This window comes from Streptomyces sp. NPDC024017 (genome assembly GCF_040638895.1).
Taxonomy (GTDB): Bacteria; Actinomycetota; Actinomycetes; order Streptomycetales; family Streptomycetaceae; genus Streptomyces.
In genome coordinates, this window is sequence record NZ_JBEZYZ010000007.1 from 310,200 (window position 1) to 327,848 (window position 17,649).

Below are 17,649 nucleotides of genomic sequence, written 5' to 3' on the forward strand. Positions count from 1 at the left end.
GATGACCGGACACACAGAGAACGAGATCACCATCGGTGCGCCGCTGGACCTGGTCTGGGAGGTGACCAACGACCTGGAGAACTGGCCGCGGCTGTTCAGCGAGTACGCCTCCGTCGAGATCCTCTCCCGGGAGGGCCACAAGACGACCTTCCGGCTGACGATGCACCCGGACGAGAACGGCACCGTGTGGAGCTGGGTCTCCGAGCGCGAGCCGGACCGCGAGACGCTCACCGTCAAGGCCCGCCGGGTCGAGACGGGCCCCTTCGCCCACATGGACATCCACTGGCGGTACGAGGAGGTTCCGGCCGGCACGCGGATGGTCTGGACGCAGGACTTCGCGATGAAGCCGGATGCGCCCGTGGACGACGAGTGGATGACGGACAACATCAACCGGAACTCGAAGGTGCAGATGGCCCTGATCCGCGACCGCATCGAGAAGATCGCCGCGGAGCGCGGTGCGAGTGCCGGTCTGACCGACTGAGCCGGACGGAGAACACCCCCATGCATCAAGCTCTGATCGTCGCCCGGATGGCCCCGGGGTCGGCGCCCGACATCGCCAAGGTGTTCGAGGAGTCCGACCGTGGGGAGTTGCCGCGACTCGTCGGCGTGACCCGGCGCAGCCTCTTCCAGTTCGGCGATGTGTACATGCACCTGATCGAGTCCGAGCGTGAGCCCGGGTCCGCCATCGCCGAGATCAGCGGGCATCCCGAGTTCCGGGACGTCAGCGAGCGGCTGGCCGCGTACGTCAGCGCGTACGACCCCGATACCTGGCGTTCCCCGAAGGACGCCATGGCGCAGCGCTTCTACCTCTGGGAGCGCGAGCCGGCCGGCTGACCCCCGACGACCATCACCGGTGGCCGGGCCCGCGACGCTGCGGGCCCGGCCACCGGTGGTCCGTGGGGGGACCGGGGGAGCAGAAGAAACGAGGGGGCGGGGGAGAACGCGGTCGGATCAGCCGGGGACGTGGCAGTCGAACGCGTGCAGATACGGGTTGACCGGGCTGATGTCGTCGATGACCAAGTCCGCCTCGGTCAGCCGGTCCACCATGCTCTGGGTGGTGTGCTTGGCCCCGCCGACGTTGAGGAGCAGCAGCAGGTCCATCGCGGTGCTGAACCGCATCGAGGGCGAGTCGTCGACGAGGTTCTCGATGACCACGACCCGCGCGCCGGGGCCGCCCGCCTCGCGGACGTTGCGCAGCGTGCGGGCCGTGCTCTCGTCGTCCCACTCCAGGATGTTCTTGATGACGTAGACGTCGGCTTTCACCGGGACGGCCGTCCGGACGTCGCCGGGCACCACGCGCGCACGGTCCGCGAGATCACCGCCCGCCCGCAGTCTCGGCAGGGCGTTCTCCACCACCCGGGGAAGGTCGAGCAGCGTCCCGTGCATGGCGGGGTACTTGTCCAGCAGGCTCGCCACCACGTGCCCCTGGCCACCGCCGACGTCGGCGACCGACGCGTTCCCCGTGAGGTCGAGGAACTCCGCGACGTCGCGCGCCGACTGCACGCTGGAGGTCGTCATGGCGCGGTTGAAGACGTCGGCCGACTCCGGGGCGTCCTCGTTGAGGTAGGGGAAGAACTCCTTGCCGTACAGGCCCTCCACCACGTTGCGGCCGGTGCGCACCGCCTCGTCCAGCATCGGCCAGACGTCCCAGGTCCATGGCTCGGTGCACCACAGAGAGATGGCGCGCAGGCTGTTGGGGTCGTCCTCGCGCAGCAGCCGTGAGACGTCGGTGTGCGCGAACGTCCCGTCCGGGCGTTCGGCGAAGACGCCGTAGCAGGACAGGGCTCGCAGGAGCCGTCGCAGCGGGCGGGGTTCCGTCTTCACCGCGGCCGCGATGTCCTCCACGGCCATGGGGTCGTCACCGAGGGCGTCGGCGACGCCCAGCCGGGCGGCCGCGCGGAGGGCGGCGGCACACGCCGCCCCGAATGCGAGTTCCCGCAGCCGCATGGACGGCGGAGGTGCAGGCTGAGTGGTCGTCATGTGCCGCCTTCCTACTTGAGTCACCTGAAGCACGAGGATTACTGGCCAGTCGTGGAAGCTCTCAGTTCCGCGAAAGGCAACGACGGGGCGGTCAGCACAGGCCGGCAGGCTGGGACGATCGGCACGAGTTGCCTTGGAACGTGTTGCCGCTACCGGGGTCCGTGTTGACCAGGTCTGCCGGGGAGTTGCCCTGCAGCAGGTTGTCGTTGATCCGGTTCCGCTCGCTGGTCGTGCCCACGAAACTCTTGAACACGACGATGCCGCCCGACAGCGGGGAGCTGCCGACGTTGTCCCTGATCACGTTGTGGGTGATCAGGTTGTCCTCGGCGCCCGTGAGGACGATGCCGGATCCCTGTAGGGCGTCCAGCCGGGCGGTCTTCGGACAGAACTTGTTGTTGCGCTCGATGCGGTTGTCCCGCACGGTCACGAAGCCGGCCTTCGGCTTGTTCTCGTCGCCGACGACGAAGACCGCGGCACAGTTGCCCGTGAGGCGGTTGCCCGCAACGGTCAGGTTGCGCAGCCGGCGGACCGTGACCCCGATCCTGTTGCCCTCCAGCCGGTTGTGCTCCACCACCGTTCCCCCGGTGTCCGTGGCACCCTGCTCCTCCTTCACCGTGTTGGCGAGGAACAGGCCCGCGTCGCCGTTGTCCCGGGCAGTGTTGTTGCGGAACACACCACGGGCGGAGTGCTCCGTGGCGATGCCCCACACCCCGTTCTTGACCGCGGTGACTCTCCGCACGGTCAGCCCGTCGGCCTCATCGGCATAGACGCCGGTCTTGGCGAAGCCGGTCACCGTCAGGGAAGCGATGGTGACGCCGTCGACGCTGTGGTCCTTCGTTCCCACGACGCAGATGCCGTTACCGGCCGCGGCGCAGCTGTTCGTGGCCTTCGGGGCGCCCGATCCGGTGTTCGGAGCGGTGGTGGCGGTGCTCGCGCCCGCCTCCGGCACGAGCACCGTGCCACGGCCCATGCCACGCAGGGTGAGGCCGGGCGTGGTCACGTTCACGCTCCCGTGGTGGGTGCCGTGCGCCAGCAGAACGGTGTCGCCCGGCCGGGCGGTGTTCACCGCCTTCTGGATCGATTCCCCCGGTTTCACCAGATGGACCGTGTGGGCGGCGGCCGGCGGAGCGGCCCCGAGGCCGGTCCCGAGCAGCGCCGCGATGCACGCGAGAGGTGCGATATGGCATTTTTCCATATTGAGCAGGTTATGACGTAAAAGGTTGCGAACCAGTGGGATGGGCCATCCGGCGGCGTGGCCCCGACTGTGTGCCGGTCGCCGACGCCACCGGCCCGCGGGATCTGTGCCGCTTGCTCGCGACGCTCGACGAGATCCCGAGCCCGGACCGGGAGGCCGGTATCACTCCTTTGGCCTGCGTAGCCGGCTGATGAAGCCAGGGGACGCATCTAACGCTGCCATGATCATCTGGTGTAGGGAGTGCGCCCGCCGCCGCCCCTTGCTTCCCGCCGGACAGCCGGACGGTGGTCAGGCTGGGCCAGGGGTCAACGCAGAAGGAATGCCGCCGACGTGGATGCCGGGGCGGCGGTCGGGGTCGGGCGGCGACATCCCGCTCGCCAAGACGGAATAGGTCCCTCCCTTTCTAAAAGTGCAGGCGTGGATGCAAGATGTGGGGGTATTCGCGTGGCGGCGTCGGCTGCACTCAGGCGGCAGCGGCGGGTGGCTTCGAACGTGGGAGGGGTACGTCATGGTGCTCATGAGCGTGACGGCAGCGAAGACGCAGGCGCGCGAGCTGCCGGAGGTAGCCGATCCCTCTCGCGTCGCGCCGCAGGATGCCCGCGAGCTGTCCAGGCTGTTCTTCGACCAGCTCGCGGTGCTGGAGGAAGGCACGCCGGACTACCAGTACGCACGGAACACGCTGATCGAGATGAACATGTCCCTGGTCCGCTTCGCGGCCGGCCGGTTCCGCAGCCGGGGGCCGGAGGAGATGGAGGACATCGTCCAGGTCGGCATGATCGGCCTGATCAAGGCGATAGACCGGTTCGACCTCTCCCGGGAGGCGGAGTTCACCTCCTTCGCCGTCCCTTACATCGTGGGTGAGATCAAGCGGTTCTTCCGCGACACCACCTGGGCCGTGCACGTGCCCCGCCGACTGCAGGAAGCCCGCGTGCAGCTCGCGCGCGCCACGGACGAGCTGCGCAGTCGCCTGGGGCGCACCCCGACAGTGAAGGAACTGTCGGAGCTCATGAGCCTCCCCGAGCAAGAGGTGCGTGAGGCCCGCATCGCCGCGAACGGCTACAACTCCTCCTCCCTGGACGCCACCATCAACGGCAGCGAGGACGGCGAAGCGGCACTGCAGGACTTCATCGGCTCCGAAGACCAGGCACTGGAACTGGTGGAGGACTTCCACACTCTGGCCCCGCTGCTCGCTCAACTCGACGAACGGGAGCGGGAGATCATCCACATGCGGTTCGTGGAGGAACTGACCCAGGCCCAGATCGGCGAACGTCTGGGCGTCTCGCAGATGCACGTCTCGCGTCTGCTGTCGCGCACCCTCACCCGGTTGCGGGAAGGCATGCTCACCAACCGTTGAGCGGGCGCCCCGAGCGCGCGACGGACACGCGCTTCGCCGGTCCGTTCACAGGTGCCGTCCAGCCGCGCGAGCAGTCGGTGCCTCACTCCGCCCGGTGCGCACCGGCGTTGCGTACGAAGAGCGTGTGCAGGTCGCGCACGGCCCGGGGGACCGAGACGGCGTGGCGGCGTTGCAGCATCAGCAGCACGTCGGTCTCGTCCTCCGCGAGGGGCCGCACGGTGATGGTGCCGCGCCGCTCCAGAGGGTCGCCGATGACGCTGAAGTCGGGCAGCACCGTGGCGCCCAGCCCTTCGGCGACCATCAGCTTGCCCATCTCGGCGCCGTCGGTGGAGTACGAGAAGGACGGTGTCCGGCCGCGCAGGAGCCGGTGGACGAAGCGGTGCATGACATAGCCGGACCGCATCACGATGAGGGGCTCGGCGAGAAGGCTGTCCACATCCACCGCGTCCAGGACGGCCAGCGGACTGTCCGGGCGTACGCACACCACCGGTCGCCCACGCAGCAGCTCGGTCGTCTCGAAGCCGGGTGGTATGTCGTCGCCGTGAAGGTAGTTCACCAGCCCGAGGTCGAAGGCGCCCTCCAGCAGACCGCGGTGGATGTCGGTTTGCTGGGCGCCGACCACCTCGACCTGGGTGGCCGGGTGCGCGGAGCGGAACTCACGCACGGTCGGGATGAGCAGCGGGACAGTGGCCGTGTTGACCGTGCCGAGCCGCACCATCCGGCTGATGCGGTGCTGGTCGCCGGCCGCGCCGCGCAGCCGGTCCACCGCGTCCAGCACCGTCATGATGTGCGGCAGCAGCTCCCGGCCCTCGTCGCTGACCTTCGCCCCCGACCGTTTGCGCTCCAGCAGGTCCACACCGAGCTCCCGCTCCAGATTGCGCACGGTCTCGCTGAGCGCGGGCTGGGACAGATGCAGTTCCTCGGCGGCACGCCGCAGCGAACCGAACCGGGTGACGGCGGCGATGTATTCCAGCTGTTCTATTCGCACGACAGGAGACTGCGTCCACCGCGAGCCCGGTTCAAGGGAATCCCTGTCACAACCTCGTGAATACCGACTCTCACCATGTGGAATCACCACCGGGTCTGCTTGACCGGCCGGACTCACGCTTGGTTGGATCGACGACATGAAGCGACCGGACCTCACGCAGCGACGCCACGTCGATCTCGCGCGTGTCTCCAGCTCCTGCTGTCGCTGCCGCGTCTGAGCGCAGCGCACCCGAGGGAAACCCTCCCACTCGCTCTCTGCGCCTCTCTCCCCATGCATTCCGGTCCAGGCCGTTCTCCGTCGTGCTGACGTCGTGTTGACGGCATTTCCGGGACCGCTGTTTCAGCGCGCCTGAATTCCCCTTGGCGAGCACGTTCCCGTGCCGACGCCTGTCCTTTTCGCGCGCCATTCCCCCTCTCGCCAGGAGTCCTCCATGCCCGTACCGCCCCCATCCGACCCCCTCCGCTTCGCCTACTGGGTGCCGAACGTCAGCGGCGGCCTGGTCACCAGCACCGTCGAGCAGCGCACCGACTGGGGTTACGACTACAACCGCGAACTCGCCGTCCTCGCCGAGAACAACGGCTTCGACTACGCCCTCAGCCAGGTCCGCTACATGGCCAGCTACGGCGCCGAGTACCAGCACGAATCGACCAGCTTCAGCCTCGCCCTCCTGCTCGCCACCCAGCGGCTGAAGGTCATCGCCGCCGTCCACCCCGGCCTGTGGCACCCGGGCGTCCTCGCCAAACTCGGTGCCACCGCCGACCACCTGTCGAACGGCCGCTTCGCCGTCAACGTCGTCAGCGGCTGGTTCAAGGGCGAGTTCACCGCGCTGGGCGAGCCCTGGCTGGAGCACGACGAACGCTACCGGCGCGCGGAGGAGTTCATCACCGCCCTGCGGACCATCTGGACCGAGGACCACGCCGAACTCGCCGGTGACTTCTACCGGGTGCGCGACTTCTCTCTCAAGCCCAAGCCCTTGAACACCCCCGAGCGCCCGCACCCCGAGATCTTCCAGGGCGGCAACTCCACCGCCGCCCGCGCCATGGCAGGCCGCGTCTCCGACTGGTACTTCAGCAACGGCAAGGACTTCGACGGCGTCACCGAGCAGATCAACGACGTACGGGCCTCCGCCGACCGGGCAGGCCGTACGCCCCCGAAGTTCGGCCTCAACGGCTTCCTCATCGCCCGCGACACCGAGGCCGAGGCCCGCGAGACGCTGCGCGAGATCGTCGCCCACGCCGACTCCGACGCCGTGCACGGCTTCCGCGACGCCGTGCAGCAGGCCGGACAGTCCACCGCCGACGGCAAGGGCATGTGGCAGGACTCCAGCTTCGAGGACCTCGTCCAGTACAACGACGGCTTCCGTACGGGACTCATCGGCACGCCCGAGCAGATCGCCGAACGGATCGTCGCCTACAAGCGGCTCGGCGTCGACCTCTTCCTCCTCGGCTTCCTCCACTACCACGAGGAGGTCGAGTACTTCGGCAAGCGGGTGCTGCCCCTCGTGCGCGAACTGGAGGCCCAGCAAGCCGAGTCGGAGCCCCTCGCCGCCGCCCGCGCCTGACCGCCCGACCCGCACCTGTCCCGCATCCGAGAGTGAAGGGGTTCCCACCATGAGCACCGCCGCACCGGCCGACTGGAAGACCGCCACCGCCCCGAAGGACGCAGAAGGCTGGCTCGCCCGCGCCGCCGAGGTCGCCGCCGTCCTTGCCGCCGACGCCGCCGCCCGCGACAAGGCAGCCGCCACCCCGTACGCCGAGGTCCAGTTGCTGAAGGACTCCGGCCTGGTCACCCTCCTCGGCCCCGTCGAGCACGGCGGCGCGGGCCAGGACTGGCCCACCGCCTACCGCGTCGTCCGCGAGGTCGCCAAGGCGGACGGCTCCATCGGCCAGCTGCTCGGCTATCACTACCTGTGGAACTGGGCCGCCCGTCTGGTCGCCACCCGCGAGCAGTGGGAGCACGTGGAGGCCGAGGCCGCCCGCAACCAGTGGTTCTTCGGCGGCGCGGTCAACCCCCGCGACGAGGACGTGGTGGTGCGGGACGAGGGCGACACCCTCACCTTCACCGGCCGCAAGTCCTTCTCCACCGGCAGCAAGGTCTCCGACGTCACCGTGCTCGAAGGCGTCCTGGAAGGCACCGACGACCACGTCTTCGCCATCGTCCCGTCCGACAGCGAGGGCCTGACCTTCCACGACGACTGGGACAACATCGGCCAGCGCCTCACCGAGAGCGGCGGCGTCACCCTCGACGCAGTACGCGTCCCCTGGTCGGCCGCCGCGGGCTACGTGGACAAGCAGTTCCGGCCGCGTGTCTACAACACCCTCAATGTGCCGACCATCCAGCTCGTCTTCGTCAACTTCTACCTCGGCATCGCCACAGGCGCCCTGGAGACCGCCGCCACCTACACCCGGACGAAGGCCCGCGCCTGGCTGCACGGCGGCCACGAGCACGCCGTTGACGAGCCCTACGTCATCGACACCTACGGCGACCTCACCGCCAAGCTGTGGGCCGCCGAAGCACTGGCCGACGCCGTGGCCGCCGAGGGTCAGAAGCTGCACGACGACCCCGACGCGGTCACCGAACAGGCCCGCGGTGAGTTCGAGGTGCGGGTGGCGGCCGTGAAGGCCCGCGCGACCGACGTGGCCCTGGAGGTCACCAACCGGATCTTCGAGGTGACAGGCGCCCGCGCCACCGCCTCCGCCGAGGGCCTCGACCGCTTCTGGCGCAACGTCCGCACCCACACCCTCCACGACCCGGTGGCCTACAAGCGTCGTGAGATCGGCCGCCACGTTCTCACCGGCGAACTGCCGCAGCCCACCTGGTACTCCTGAAAGGTTTTCCCATGGCCACCATCCTGTCCGTATCCGGCAGCCCCTCCGCCACCTCCCGCACCGCACGCCTGCTGCGCCACCTCGACGCCCGGCTCACCGCCCAGGGACACGAGGTGATCCCGCTGGACGTGCGGACCGTCCCCGCCGAGGCGCTCCTCGGCGCGGACTTCCGGCACCCGGAGATCGTCCGGGCCACCGCCCTCGTCGAGCAGGCGGACGGTGTCGTGGTCGGCACGCCCGTCTACAAGGCCGCCTACTCCGGGCTGCTGAAGTCCCTGCTGGACCTGCTTCCGCAGTACGCGCTGACCGGAAAGACCGTCCTGCCGCTGGCAACCGGCGGCTCCACCGCCCACGTCCTGGCCATCGACTACGCCCTGCGTCCCGTGCTGAGCTCCATGGGCGCCGCGCACATCGCCCCGGGCTGGTTCACCCTCGACAAGGACATCACCGTGGGCGACGACGGCTCCCTGACCGTCGCGCCCGGCTCGGCCGAGGCCCTGGCCCAGGTCACGGACCAGTTCTCCGCCGCGCTGGGCGGCCGTACGACGCCGGCCCGGACGTTGCTGGCAGCCACCGGATGAGCGCGGCCCATGTGATCGCCGACGACGCCGAGGCCCTGGCCATCGCCTCCGAACTGGCCGCGGACTTCCGCAAGGACGCCGCCGAACGGGACGCAGGGCGCAGACTCCCGCACGCGGAGCTGGAACGGCTGTCCGCCTCCGGTCTGCTGGGCGTCGGCGTCCCGGCCGAGTTCGGCGGCGCGGACGTCGGAGCCGGGACGCTCGCCGAGATCTTCCGCCTGCTGGGTGCCGCCGACGCCAGCCTCGCCCAGATTCCGCAGAGCCACTTCGTCTACGTCAACGTGCTGCGCCGCCAGGGCACGCACGCCCAGCAGGAGTTCTTCTTCGGCGAGGTACTGCGGGGCAGGCGGCTCGGCAACGCCCAGTCCGAGGCGGGCACCAAGCACGTGCAGGACATCCGCACCAGGCTCGCGCGCAGGCCGGACGGCTCGTACGTCCTCGACGGCGTCAAGCACTACTCCACGGGCGCGCTGTTCGCCCACTGGATCCCCGTCCTGGCCCGCGCCGACGACGACACGCTGCACGTCGCGTACGTACCGCGCGACAGCCCCGGCCTGACGGTCGTCGACGACTGGGGCGGCATGGGGCAGCGCACGACCGCCAGCGGCACCGTCCGCCTGGAGCGGGTGCCCGTCCCGGCCGACCGGGTGGTGCCCCACCACGTCACCTTCCAGGGGCCTCAACTCCACGGTGCCGTCGCCCAGTTGCTGCACGCCGCCATCGACGCGGGGATCGCCTCGGGTGCGCTGGCGGAGGCCGTGGAGTTCGTCCGTACGAAGAGCCGGCCCTGGTTCGAGAGCGGGCTGGAGACGGCCGCGGAGGACCCGCTGCTGATCCAGCGGTTCGGTGAACTCGCGATCCGGGTCCGGGCGGCGGAGGCCCTGCTGCGCGAGGCCGCCCGGGTGGTCGACACCGCCCGGGACGACCTGACCGACGACTCGGCCGCCGAGGCCTCGATCGCGGTGGCCACCGCAAAGGTGACAGCGGCGGAGACCGCGGTGGAGGTCGGCAGCGCGCTCTTCGAGGTCGCCGGCACCCGCTCGGCGCTCGACTCCCTGGGCCTGCACCGCCACTGGCGTGACGCCCGCACCCACACCCTGCACGACCCGGCCCGCTGGAAGGTCCAGCACATCGGCCGCTACGTGCTGAGCGGCACCCGGCCGCCCCGGCACGGCCTGCTCTGACGCCCCCCTACCCCTTCTCATGATCGGAGATCTCTCGTGTCCCTCACCTTCCACTGGTTTCTGCCCACCAACGGCGACAGCCGCCATGTCGTCGGCGGCGGCCACGGCACGCCGGCCACCGCCTCCGGCCGGGACCGGCCGCCCACGGTCGCCTACCTGAGCCAGATCGCCCGCGCCGCCGAGGACCTCGGTTTCGTCGGCGCCCTCACCCCCACCGGTGCGTGGTGCGAGGACGCCTGGCTGACGACGGCGATGGTCAGCCAGAACACCGAGCGGCTGAAGTTCCTGGTGGCCTTCCGGCCCGGCTTCGTCTCGCCCACGCTGGCCGCGCAGATGGCCTCCACCTTCCAGCGGCAGACCGGCGGGCGGCTGCTGCTCAACGTCGTCACCGGCGGCGAGAGCCACGAGCAGCGCGCCTACGGCGACTTCCTCGACAAGGACGCGCGCTACCGCCGCACCGGCGAGTTCCTGCAGATCGTGCGGGACCTGTGGGAGGGCAAGACCGTCGACCTGCACGGCGAGCACCTCCAGGTGGCGGACGCGACGCTGGCCCGCGTGCCCGACCCGATCCCCGAGGTCTACTTCGGCGGCTCCTCGCCGATCGCCGGAGAGATCGCCGCCCGGCACGTGGACGTGTACCTCACCTGGGGCGAGCCCCCGGCGCAGGTCGCCGAGAAGATCGCCTGGATCAGGAGGCTGGCGGCCGAGCAGGGGCGCAGCGTCCGGTTCGGTATCCGGCTGCACGTCATCACCCGCGACACCTCCGAGCAGGCCTGGGCGGAGGCGAACCGGCTGCTCGACGGATTCGACCCGGAGACCGTGGCGTCCGTGCAGGCCGGGCTCGCCCGCAGCGAGTCCGCGGGGCAGCAGCGCATGCTCGCCCTGCACGGCGGCGGCAACCGGGACGCCCTGGAGATCCACCCCAACCTGTGGGCCGGCATCGGTCTGGTACGCGGCGGGGCGGGCACCGCGCTGGTCGGCAGCCACGACGAGGTCGCCGAACGCATCAAGGAGTACGCGGCCCTGGGCATCGAGGAGTTCGTCCTCTCCGGCTATCCGCACCTGGAGGAGGCCTACTGGTTCGGTGAGGGCGTCCTGCCGAGGCTCCAGGCGCAGGGCCTGTGGCAGCACCCTTTCCCGCAGGTCGCGGCCACGGCACAGGTCCCCTTCGCAGGCACGGGAAACCCCCGGTGACGCATGTGATCGCCGACGACGCCGCGGCGATCGCGAGCAACGGGCGGGAGCGGCGGTCGGCCGAGAACAGCTGAACGCGGTCAGAGGGCTTTCTCCGTGCTCGCCGGTGAGCGTGCCGCCCAGGCAGCGCGGTGGTGAAGAAATCGCTCGCGGCCTGCCATGCCGCGTCCGGCACGTCAGGGGCGACGGGGTCGAGGGAATGGGGCGGTGGTGAGCGTCGATACACGGCCTCGGCGCCCTCGGCGAACGTGTCGAAGCAGGCCGCGACGGTCACGGTCGCCTCCGGTACGGGGCGGCGTAGCGCCCTGCGTCCCGGCCGCCGGGCGGAACATGGGAAGGCCCTCTTGACGTGGCGCGAAAGCACCCTGACACTCCAGAGGAGAGTTCCCTAGTGCATGGGTAGGAAATGATGGAGCGTCTGGAGCCGCCCGCCGACCGCGCCGTGCGCGCGTGCCGGTCGTCTCTCCTCCTCACCTCCCGTCGGCACATCGACCTCCTGCGTGTCTGCAGCGCGGCGAACCCTCTGCACTGAACCGGCGGTGTCCACCGGCACCGCACTCCGCTGCGTACGGGTGTGCGCCGAAGCCGCCGCGTACCCATTCCCCCGGCGCGCGCCGCCCGCCCGCCGCACCTCCGAGAGCCAGCAGCCGGACCCGGACCCAGGGAGACACATGCCCGCCACGCCCCTGACCACCGTGCCGTCCCTCCCCTCCACGCCGTCGTTCCGAGGCAGGATCGGCTGCGACGCGAACAGCGGCTACTACGCCGTGCCGCGCCGCTACCGCCTCCACCTCTCGCTGTCCTGCCCGCACTGTCTGCGGATCGCCGTCACCCACAGCCTGCTCGGTCTGGAGGAGACCCTCCCGGTCGTGCTGCTGCCGGCGGTCCCCGACCGGCCCGACGGCGGGCACTCCGCGCTGCGCCCCCTGTACGAGGCCAGCTCGCACCGGCATCCCGGACCGGCCGTCGCGCCGGTGTTGAGCGACACCTGGACGGGACGGATCGTCACCACACACTCCTCGCACATCCTCCGGGACCTGGCCCGGCGCTTCGGCGGTGACGGCCAGGACCGGCCCGTCCTCTACCCGCAGGGCGCGGAGGAGGAGATCGAGGCCGTCGAGCGCCTCTGCGAGGACCGCATCAACGAAGCCGCACAGCACGCCGGTCAGGCCGACGTCGACGCCGCGACACGCCACACGGCCCTCGGCTCCCTGCTCCGCGCCCTGGGCTCACTGGAGTGGCGGCTCGCCCACCAGAACCACGTCCTCGGCGATGCCATGACCGCCGCCGACGTGCGGCTGTGGGTGGCCCTGGTCCAGCTCGACACCGTGCACCGCCTGCACCTGGACGCCGCCGCGGTCCACCGAATCGCCGACCATCCGCACCTGTGGAGCTACGCACGACGCCTCGCCGCCCACCCCGCCTTCGGCCGCCATCTCGATCTGGACGGCATCGCCCGCAGGCACCACGCCCGTTGCCAAGGGCTGGAGGCGGCAGGTGCGGCGGTACAGATCCTGGACTGGTCGGTTCACATCACGGACAGCGTCGCAGCACGGCCTGCCCGCGAGGGCGCGGACGGTTTCATGGCCCGACAGTGCACACGGTGAGCCAGCCGCAACTCACCCCAGGGGCCGGGCAGGGCCCGGCCGCGTCCCCGGCGGTAATTCGCTTGCCCTGGCCGCGGACCAACGCTGCACTGAGGCGGGCACCACGAGTCGTGGCGCCGGCATTGCGAGGAGGCAGCGGCAGCAATGGAGATTCGTTCCACGACCGATGAGGACCTCGACGTCTTCGTCGACACCGTCCATGCCGCGTTCGGGCGCTTCCCGGAAACCCCGATCGAGGGCGGCGGGCTCTGGTGGTCGGCGCTCGAAATGGACCGTTGCCTGCTTGCTCTGACGGCGGACGGGCGGCCCGTCGGCACCGCCGCCGCCCACTCCTTCGAGCTCACCCTGCCCGGGGAGAGCATCGTCCCGGCCGCCGGGGTGACCGCCGTCGGCGTGCTGCCCTCGCACCGCCGCCAGGGCGTGCTCAGCGCGATGATGCGGCATCAGCTCGCCGAGCTGCGGGCCCGCGGGGAGTTCCTCTCCGTGCTGCTGGCCTCTGAAGCCCCGATCTACGGCAGGTTCGGCTACGGACCGGCGACCTACACCGCGCAGCTGACGGTGCCGCGCCACAAGGCCACCCTTGCCGTTCCCCGGGCGCGCGGACTGGCCGACGCCCCCGCGACCGGCTCGGCCGACGGCTCGGTCGAGGTGCTGCGTCGCACCGAGTGCGGCGAGATCCTGGAAGAGGTCTACGACCGGTATCGCCGCGCCCAACCCGGCGCGCTGTCCCGGCCGCACCGCTGGTGGGCCTTGCGCGCGGGGCAGCCCCCGATCTCGCCGGCGCAGCGCTACGTCGCCGTTCACCGTGACGCCGACGGCGTTCCGGACGGGTACGCCAGCTACTCGATCGGCGAGACCAACACCTTGACGGTCGACGAGACCATCACCACCGACGACGCCGTCTTCACGGCCCTGGCCCGGTTCGTACTCGGACACGACCTCGTCTCTCAGGTCGTGTTCAAGCAGGTCCCGCCCGAACACCCGCTGCGCTGGCAGCTTGCGGACCGCCGCGCCGGCGAGGTGAGCGGCGACATGGACTGGCTCTGGGTGCGGCTGCTGGACGTCCCGCGTGCTCTGACCGCGCGCGGCTGGTTCATGGACGGCGAGCTCGTCCTCGACGTCGAGGACCCGTTCCTCGGCGAGCACGACCGCTACCTGCTGACCGTCCGGGACAGCAAGGCCGACTGCGTCCCGACGGACCGGGAGCCCGACCTGTCCCTGGACGTGAGAGACCTGGGCTCGGTCTACCTCGGCGGCACCGCCCCGAGCACGCTCGTGCGTGCCGGACACATCCGGGCCCACCGCCCGGGCGCGGCCACCCTCGCTGACGCCCTCTTCCGCGCCGAGCGCTCCCCGCACTGCCTGCACTGGTTCTGACCGCGCGCTCGCCGACCCCGCACAAGTCCCGATCCGCCCCCGCTCCGGACCGTGCGCCGATGTTCTCGCCGGTGTGGTGAGCGGGCCGCCCAGGGGCTGTTGGGTGGCGATGTCCCAGAGTCACGGGCGTACCGACAGCCCTGAGATCGTCCGCTTGCGGAGTCTCCATGATCTCGTCTTTGCTCTTCACGCCGGCCAAGAGAAAGCGGTCTCCGGCCCGGATGGCCAAGACGGATCATGCGTCCCACAGCCGGGATATTCCATGTCCGACTGCAGGGATCAGATCATTCCGCCTAACGGGGGGAGATCTTTGCACCCCCGTCGTCACTCAATCGGCGATCAATAGTTCAACAACTTTCCCGACTGGACCGCATGGCAGGGCCCTTGCGTCAAATCGATCCTCCTGGCAGTGTGCGGGAGTCGGTTCGGCATTGCGTCGCGGGGGAGACTCGATGTTGCACACCTTTCCGATGGCCCATGACAGATCTTCCATTCCTCGATCCGTGGTTCGCCGCGCTGCCTGACGTCATCCGCAACCGGACGAGTCGTAGGACAGCCGGCAGGTCCGCTGGGAGTTCGCTGGGGAGGAAGAGCGATGGACCACATCTCGGCATCCATGCAGAAGCCGATACAGCAGCACTTGAGTCGTTCGGAATTGCACTTCGGCGGACTCTTATCAGAGATCACCCGTGTGCCGATAAGCGGAATCATGGTCGTGGGCTCACTCCGTGCGGTCGGGGAGGATCCACGGCACATCAGGGCGCTCACCGAAGTGTGCTCCGAACTTCCGCCGATTGTGATCCATCGGAAGACGATGACCGTGATCGACGGCGTGCACCGGCTCAGGGCGGTGGAGAACAGCGGCGCCACGCACATCAGTGCCGTGCTCTTCAACGGTGACGAGCGGGAAGCCTTCGTGCTCGCGGTCAAACTGAACAGCAACCACGGACTGCCCCTCTCCTTGGCGGACCGCAAGGCCGCCGCCCTCCACATGCTCGCCGACTTCCCGGAGTGGTCCAACCGGCGGCTGGCGAGCGTCGTCGGCCTGTCGGACAAGACCATCGCAGCGCTGAGGCTGCGGTCGGGTGCGGAATTTCCGCACCCGACCGCCAGGCGACTCGGGCGTGACGGGGTGGCCTATCCGCTGACGGCGGCCGAAGGCCGCAATCGCGCGCTGGTGTACCTCGCCGAGAATCCCGATGCGTCCGCGCAGGAGGTGGCACGCGCCGCGGGCGTCTCGCTCACCACTGCCAAGGACGCGCGCAAGCGGGCGCGTGCAGGTCGAGGAGAACCGCAGACCGCGGCGCAGCCGAACGACGGGTCGGTCCGCGAGCGCGGGGCCGGCCACCCCGCGCTCGCGGAACGTCCCAGGGCGCACCCGGCCAGCGCGGATCTGTCACTGGCGGTCCGGCGTCTGCGGGCCGATCCCTCGCTTCGGTTCACCGAGGTCGGCCGGAAGCTGCTGCGGACACTGGACCCCTCCGCCACGCAGCCGCACGACTGGGCGGCGATGGCGAGCAGCCTCCCGATCCACTGCGCGCCACTGATCGCCGAGCTGGCACGGCACCACGCCGAGAGCTGGCAGCTCCTGGCGGAATCGTTGACGCAACGGATCAACTCTCAAGACACTGACGCTTAGAGGTCGGCGGGTTCAGTCAGACGCCCTCGCCGAGGCCTTCGGTTCGGCGTCTCCAGGTGATTCCGCAGACATCGCGTCCCCATTATTCAGGGGCACTTTCGCGAAACGCTGCCGCGACAAACTCGGCAAACCCATGTCCTTTTCCCGTGAGGACCGTTCCTTTCGATCGGGCGGCGGACGGGGCGACTGATCGCGCCGAGGTCCTGGTTGAGTTTCCAGCCGGCGGTTTCCGGAATCTGATCACCCGCCGGGGCAGGTGATTGTTGAATTTGCGACCTCATGTTCGGACGGTTGCGCGGCCCTGGGGTGCTGCGTACGCTGACTCTCATAATTTTGAAGCGGGGAGCGGGGGGAATGTGACTTCGTACTACCCAAGCCATTTTGGGCATGAGCGATCGCCCATGCCTGAACCCGCTATTCCTGGCGGCCCGTCATTACCGGGAATGCCCACGCATTGGTACAACTTCCTGGCGGATCTGCCCGGCCCTATGCCCGAGGTCAAGGACTCCGGAAGCCCTACCGCCGCGGAGATATCCGCACAGGTGCGGCCGCGCGTTCTCATTGAACAGAACGCTTCTGACGAGCAATGGATTGCGATACCCGAACCGGTCGTCGAATGGCTGCGGCAATGCGGCCGGCCGACCCCGCTGCACCGGGCGCGCCGGCTGGAGGAGTATCTCGGTACCGGCGCGAGGATCTACCTCAAGCGTGAAGACGTCCTTCCCAGCGGCAGCTTCAAGCTGAACACCGCGATAGCCCAGGCGTACTACGCAGCCGAAGAGGGACGGACCACTCTGGTCACCGAGACCGGTGCGGGCCAATGGGGAATGAGTGTCGCGCTGGCGGCGAAGATGTTCGGTCTGCAGGCCGAGATCTTCATGGTGAAGTGCTCGCTCGAACAGAAGCCGTACCGGCGCCACTACATGGAGCTCCTGGGAGCGAAGGTGCGCCCGTCGCCGTCGACTCACACGGCGATCGGACGAAAGATCCTCGCGGAGAACCCGGGCCACCCCGGCAGTCTCGGCACCGCGATCAGCGACGCGATCGAGCATGCTCTGGGCAATCCCTCCGCCGCGTATCTCGCCGGCAGCGGGATGCCGCACGTCTACCTCCACCAGACGTTGCTCGGGCTCGAGGTCGCGAAGCAGCTCAAGGAAATCCACGGCGAGGACCTGGGCGTCGACGGGCGCGGCGACCACCTCATCGCGTGCTCGGGCGGCGGAAGCAACCTCTGCGGTCTCATCGGCCCACACCTGCGTGCCAGGGCCGACGGAGCGGACCTTCGCTTCCTTGCCGCCGAATCCACGGCGGCGCCCCGGCTCACCCAGGGCGTCTACGCATACGGCCGCACCGACCTCGGCGGATTCACGCCCGAGGTGCTGGGCTACACGATGGGGGAGAGCTTCATCCCACCGCCCAACCACGTCGGCGGCCTGCGCAACCATCACAGCTCCGCCCTGGTCAGCCTGCTGCGACACAAGGGTGTCCTGGACGCCGTCGCCTTCGATCAGCGGACGGCCCTCGATGCCGGCCGGCTGCTGCTGCAGACCGAGGGCCTGTTGCTCGCCCCCGAGGCCGGTCACGCGGTCGCCGCGGCCCTGGACGTCGTGGCCAAGGCCGACGCGGAAAACCTCGAACCGGTGATCGTGGTCCTGGCCAGCGGCTCCGGTTTCCTCGATCTGCAGGGTTACAACGAAGTTCTGCTCGACGCATAGCCGCACC

At 69.7% G+C, this 17,649-nt stretch carries 16 protein-coding genes; 13 read left to right on the top strand and 3 right to left on the bottom strand.

The genetic code is table 11. The features are described 5' to 3' along the window. Position 1 precedes the first annotated feature (1 nt). Positions 2–481, top strand: a complete 480-nt coding sequence (locus tag AB0G20_RS20990; protein WP_361304609.1) for an SRPBCC family protein — start codon at positions 2–4, stop codon at positions 479–481. Between the two features lie 20 nt (positions 482–501). After that, positions 502–834 carry a TcmI family type II polyketide cyclase gene (locus AB0G20_RS20995; protein WP_248508041.1) on the top strand — a complete coding sequence of 111 codons (333 nt, stop codon included), beginning with the start codon at positions 502–504 and terminating at the stop codon, positions 832–834. A gap of 117 nt (positions 835–951) precedes the next feature. Here the strand turns inward: AB0G20_RS20995 and AB0G20_RS21000 are convergent, their stop codons facing one another. Beyond that, positions 952–1,980, bottom strand: coding sequence for a methyltransferase (locus AB0G20_RS21000; RefSeq protein ID WP_361304612.1), 1,029 nt, complete (start codon positions 1,978–1,980; stop codon positions 952–954). A 91-nt stretch (positions 1,981–2,071) separates the two neighbouring features. Continuing rightward, complete coding sequence (locus AB0G20_RS21005) at positions 2,072–3,175, bottom strand: right-handed parallel beta-helix repeat-containing protein (protein WP_361304615.1); 1,104 nt, start codon at positions 3,173–3,175, stop codon at positions 2,072–2,074. Positions 3,176–3,683: 508 nt separating this feature from the next. Between AB0G20_RS21005 and AB0G20_RS21010 the strand changes: the two genes are divergently transcribed. Next, positions 3,684–4,529 (top strand): RNA polymerase sigma factor SigF, encoded by an 846-nt coding sequence (locus AB0G20_RS21010; RefSeq protein WP_361304618.1) that lies wholly within the window; start codon positions 3,684–3,686, stop codon positions 4,527–4,529. An 82-nt stretch (positions 4,530–4,611) separates the two neighbouring features. Here the strand turns inward: AB0G20_RS21010 and AB0G20_RS21015 are convergent, their stop codons facing one another. Beyond that, a complete protein-coding gene (locus tag AB0G20_RS21015) occupies positions 4,612–5,517 on the bottom strand; it encodes a LysR family transcriptional regulator (RefSeq protein ID WP_361304621.1) in 906 nt (301 codons plus the stop codon). A gap of 136 nt (positions 5,518–5,653) precedes the next feature. On the opposite strand from AB0G20_RS21015, the gene AB0G20_RS21020 reads away from it, so the two are divergent. The 10 genes from AB0G20_RS21020 (at position 5,654) to AB0G20_RS21065 (ending at position 17,642) form a co-directional block, all read left to right on the top strand. Continuing rightward, entirely contained in the window at positions 5,654–5,734 is an 81-nt protein-coding gene (locus AB0G20_RS21020; protein ID WP_361305046.1) for a putative leader peptide, read from the top strand. A gap of 213 nt (positions 5,735–5,947) precedes the next feature. Continuing rightward, on the top strand, positions 5,948–7,078 hold the full coding sequence (gene sfnG, locus AB0G20_RS21025; RefSeq protein ID WP_361304624.1) for a dimethylsulfone monooxygenase SfnG: 1,131 nt from the start codon (positions 5,948–5,950) through the stop codon (positions 7,076–7,078). 49 nt (positions 7,079–7,127) lie between these two features. Beyond that, positions 7,128–8,345, top strand: coding sequence for an acyl-CoA dehydrogenase family protein (locus AB0G20_RS21030; protein ID WP_361304627.1), 1,218 nt, complete (start codon positions 7,128–7,130; stop codon positions 8,343–8,345). A gap of 11 nt (positions 8,346–8,356) precedes the next feature. Beyond that, positions 8,357–8,926 (top strand): NADPH-dependent FMN reductase, encoded by a 570-nt coding sequence (gene ssuE / locus AB0G20_RS21035; RefSeq protein ID WP_361304630.1) that lies wholly within the window; start codon positions 8,357–8,359, stop codon positions 8,924–8,926. Then, positions 8,923–10,110 (top strand): SfnB family sulfur acquisition oxidoreductase, encoded by a 1,188-nt coding sequence (locus AB0G20_RS21040; RefSeq protein WP_361304633.1) that lies wholly within the window; start codon positions 8,923–8,925, stop codon positions 10,108–10,110. Before ssuE ends, AB0G20_RS21040 begins: the two co-directional genes overlap by 4 nt. 36 nt (positions 10,111–10,146) lie before the next feature. Then, positions 10,147–11,304 (top strand): LLM class flavin-dependent oxidoreductase, encoded by a 1,158-nt coding sequence (locus AB0G20_RS21045; protein WP_361304636.1) that lies wholly within the window; start codon positions 10,147–10,149, stop codon positions 11,302–11,304. Positions 11,305–11,975: 671 nt separating this feature from the next. Then, on the top strand, positions 11,976–12,911 hold the full coding sequence (locus AB0G20_RS21050) for a glutathione S-transferase C-terminal domain-containing protein (RefSeq protein ID WP_361304639.1): 936 nt from the start codon (positions 11,976–11,978) through the stop codon (positions 12,909–12,911). A gap of 144 nt (positions 12,912–13,055) precedes the next feature. Further along, positions 13,056–14,288 carry a GNAT family N-acetyltransferase gene (locus AB0G20_RS21055; RefSeq protein WP_361304642.1) on the top strand — a complete coding sequence of 411 codons (1,233 nt, stop codon included), beginning with the start codon at positions 13,056–13,058 and terminating at the stop codon, positions 14,286–14,288. Between the two features lie 595 nt (positions 14,289–14,883). Next, entirely contained in the window at positions 14,884–15,927 is a 1,044-nt protein-coding gene (locus tag AB0G20_RS21060) for a ParB/RepB/Spo0J family partition protein (RefSeq protein WP_361304645.1), read from the top strand. A 443-nt stretch (positions 15,928–16,370) separates the two neighbouring features. Next, positions 16,371–17,642: a TrpB-like pyridoxal phosphate-dependent enzyme gene (locus AB0G20_RS21065; RefSeq protein ID WP_361304648.1), complete on the top strand. Its 1,272-nt coding sequence runs from the start codon at positions 16,371–16,373 to the stop codon at positions 17,640–17,642. Positions 17,643–17,649 lie beyond the last annotated feature (7 nt).

Excerpts from the sequence above, each read along its gene's own strand:
- AB0G20_RS20990 (WP_361304609.1), top strand. The coding sequence starts at position 2 with ATGACCGGACACACAGAGAACGAGATCACCATCGGTGCGCCGCTGGAC.
- AB0G20_RS21010 (WP_361304618.1), top strand. The coding sequence starts at position 3,684 with ATGGTGCTCATGAGCGTGACGGCAGCGAAGACGCAGGCGCGCGAGCTG.
- AB0G20_RS20995 (WP_248508041.1), top strand. The coding sequence starts at position 502 with ATGCATCAAGCTCTGATCGTCGCCCGGATGGCCCCGGGGTCGGCGCCC.
- AB0G20_RS21000 (WP_361304612.1), bottom strand. The coding sequence starts at position 1,980 with ATGACGACCACTCAGCCTGCACCTCCGCCGTCCATGCGGCTGCGGGAA.
- AB0G20_RS21040 (WP_361304633.1), top strand. The coding sequence starts at position 8,923 with ATGAGCGCGGCCCATGTGATCGCCGACGACGCCGAGGCCCTGGCCATC.
- AB0G20_RS21005 (WP_361304615.1), bottom strand. The coding sequence starts at position 3,175 with ATGGAAAAATGCCATATCGCACCTCTCGCGTGCATCGCGGCGCTGCTC.
- AB0G20_RS21065 (WP_361304648.1), top strand. The coding sequence starts at position 16,371 with ATGCCCACGCATTGGTACAACTTCCTGGCGGATCTGCCCGGCCCTATG.
- AB0G20_RS21055 (WP_361304642.1), top strand. The coding sequence starts at position 13,056 with ATGGAGATTCGTTCCACGACCGATGAGGACCTCGACGTCTTCGTCGAC.
- AB0G20_RS21020 (WP_361305046.1), top strand. The coding sequence starts at position 5,654 with ATGAAGCGACCGGACCTCACGCAGCGACGCCACGTCGATCTCGCGCGT.
- sfnG (WP_361304624.1), top strand. The coding sequence starts at position 5,948 with ATGCCCGTACCGCCCCCATCCGACCCCCTCCGCTTCGCCTACTGGGTG.
- AB0G20_RS21060 (WP_361304645.1), top strand. The coding sequence starts at position 14,884 with ATGGACCACATCTCGGCATCCATGCAGAAGCCGATACAGCAGCACTTG.
- ssuE (WP_361304630.1), top strand. The coding sequence starts at position 8,357 with ATGGCCACCATCCTGTCCGTATCCGGCAGCCCCTCCGCCACCTCCCGC.
- AB0G20_RS21030 (WP_361304627.1), top strand. The coding sequence starts at position 7,128 with ATGAGCACCGCCGCACCGGCCGACTGGAAGACCGCCACCGCCCCGAAG.
- AB0G20_RS21050 (WP_361304639.1), top strand. The coding sequence starts at position 11,976 with ATGCCCGCCACGCCCCTGACCACCGTGCCGTCCCTCCCCTCCACGCCG.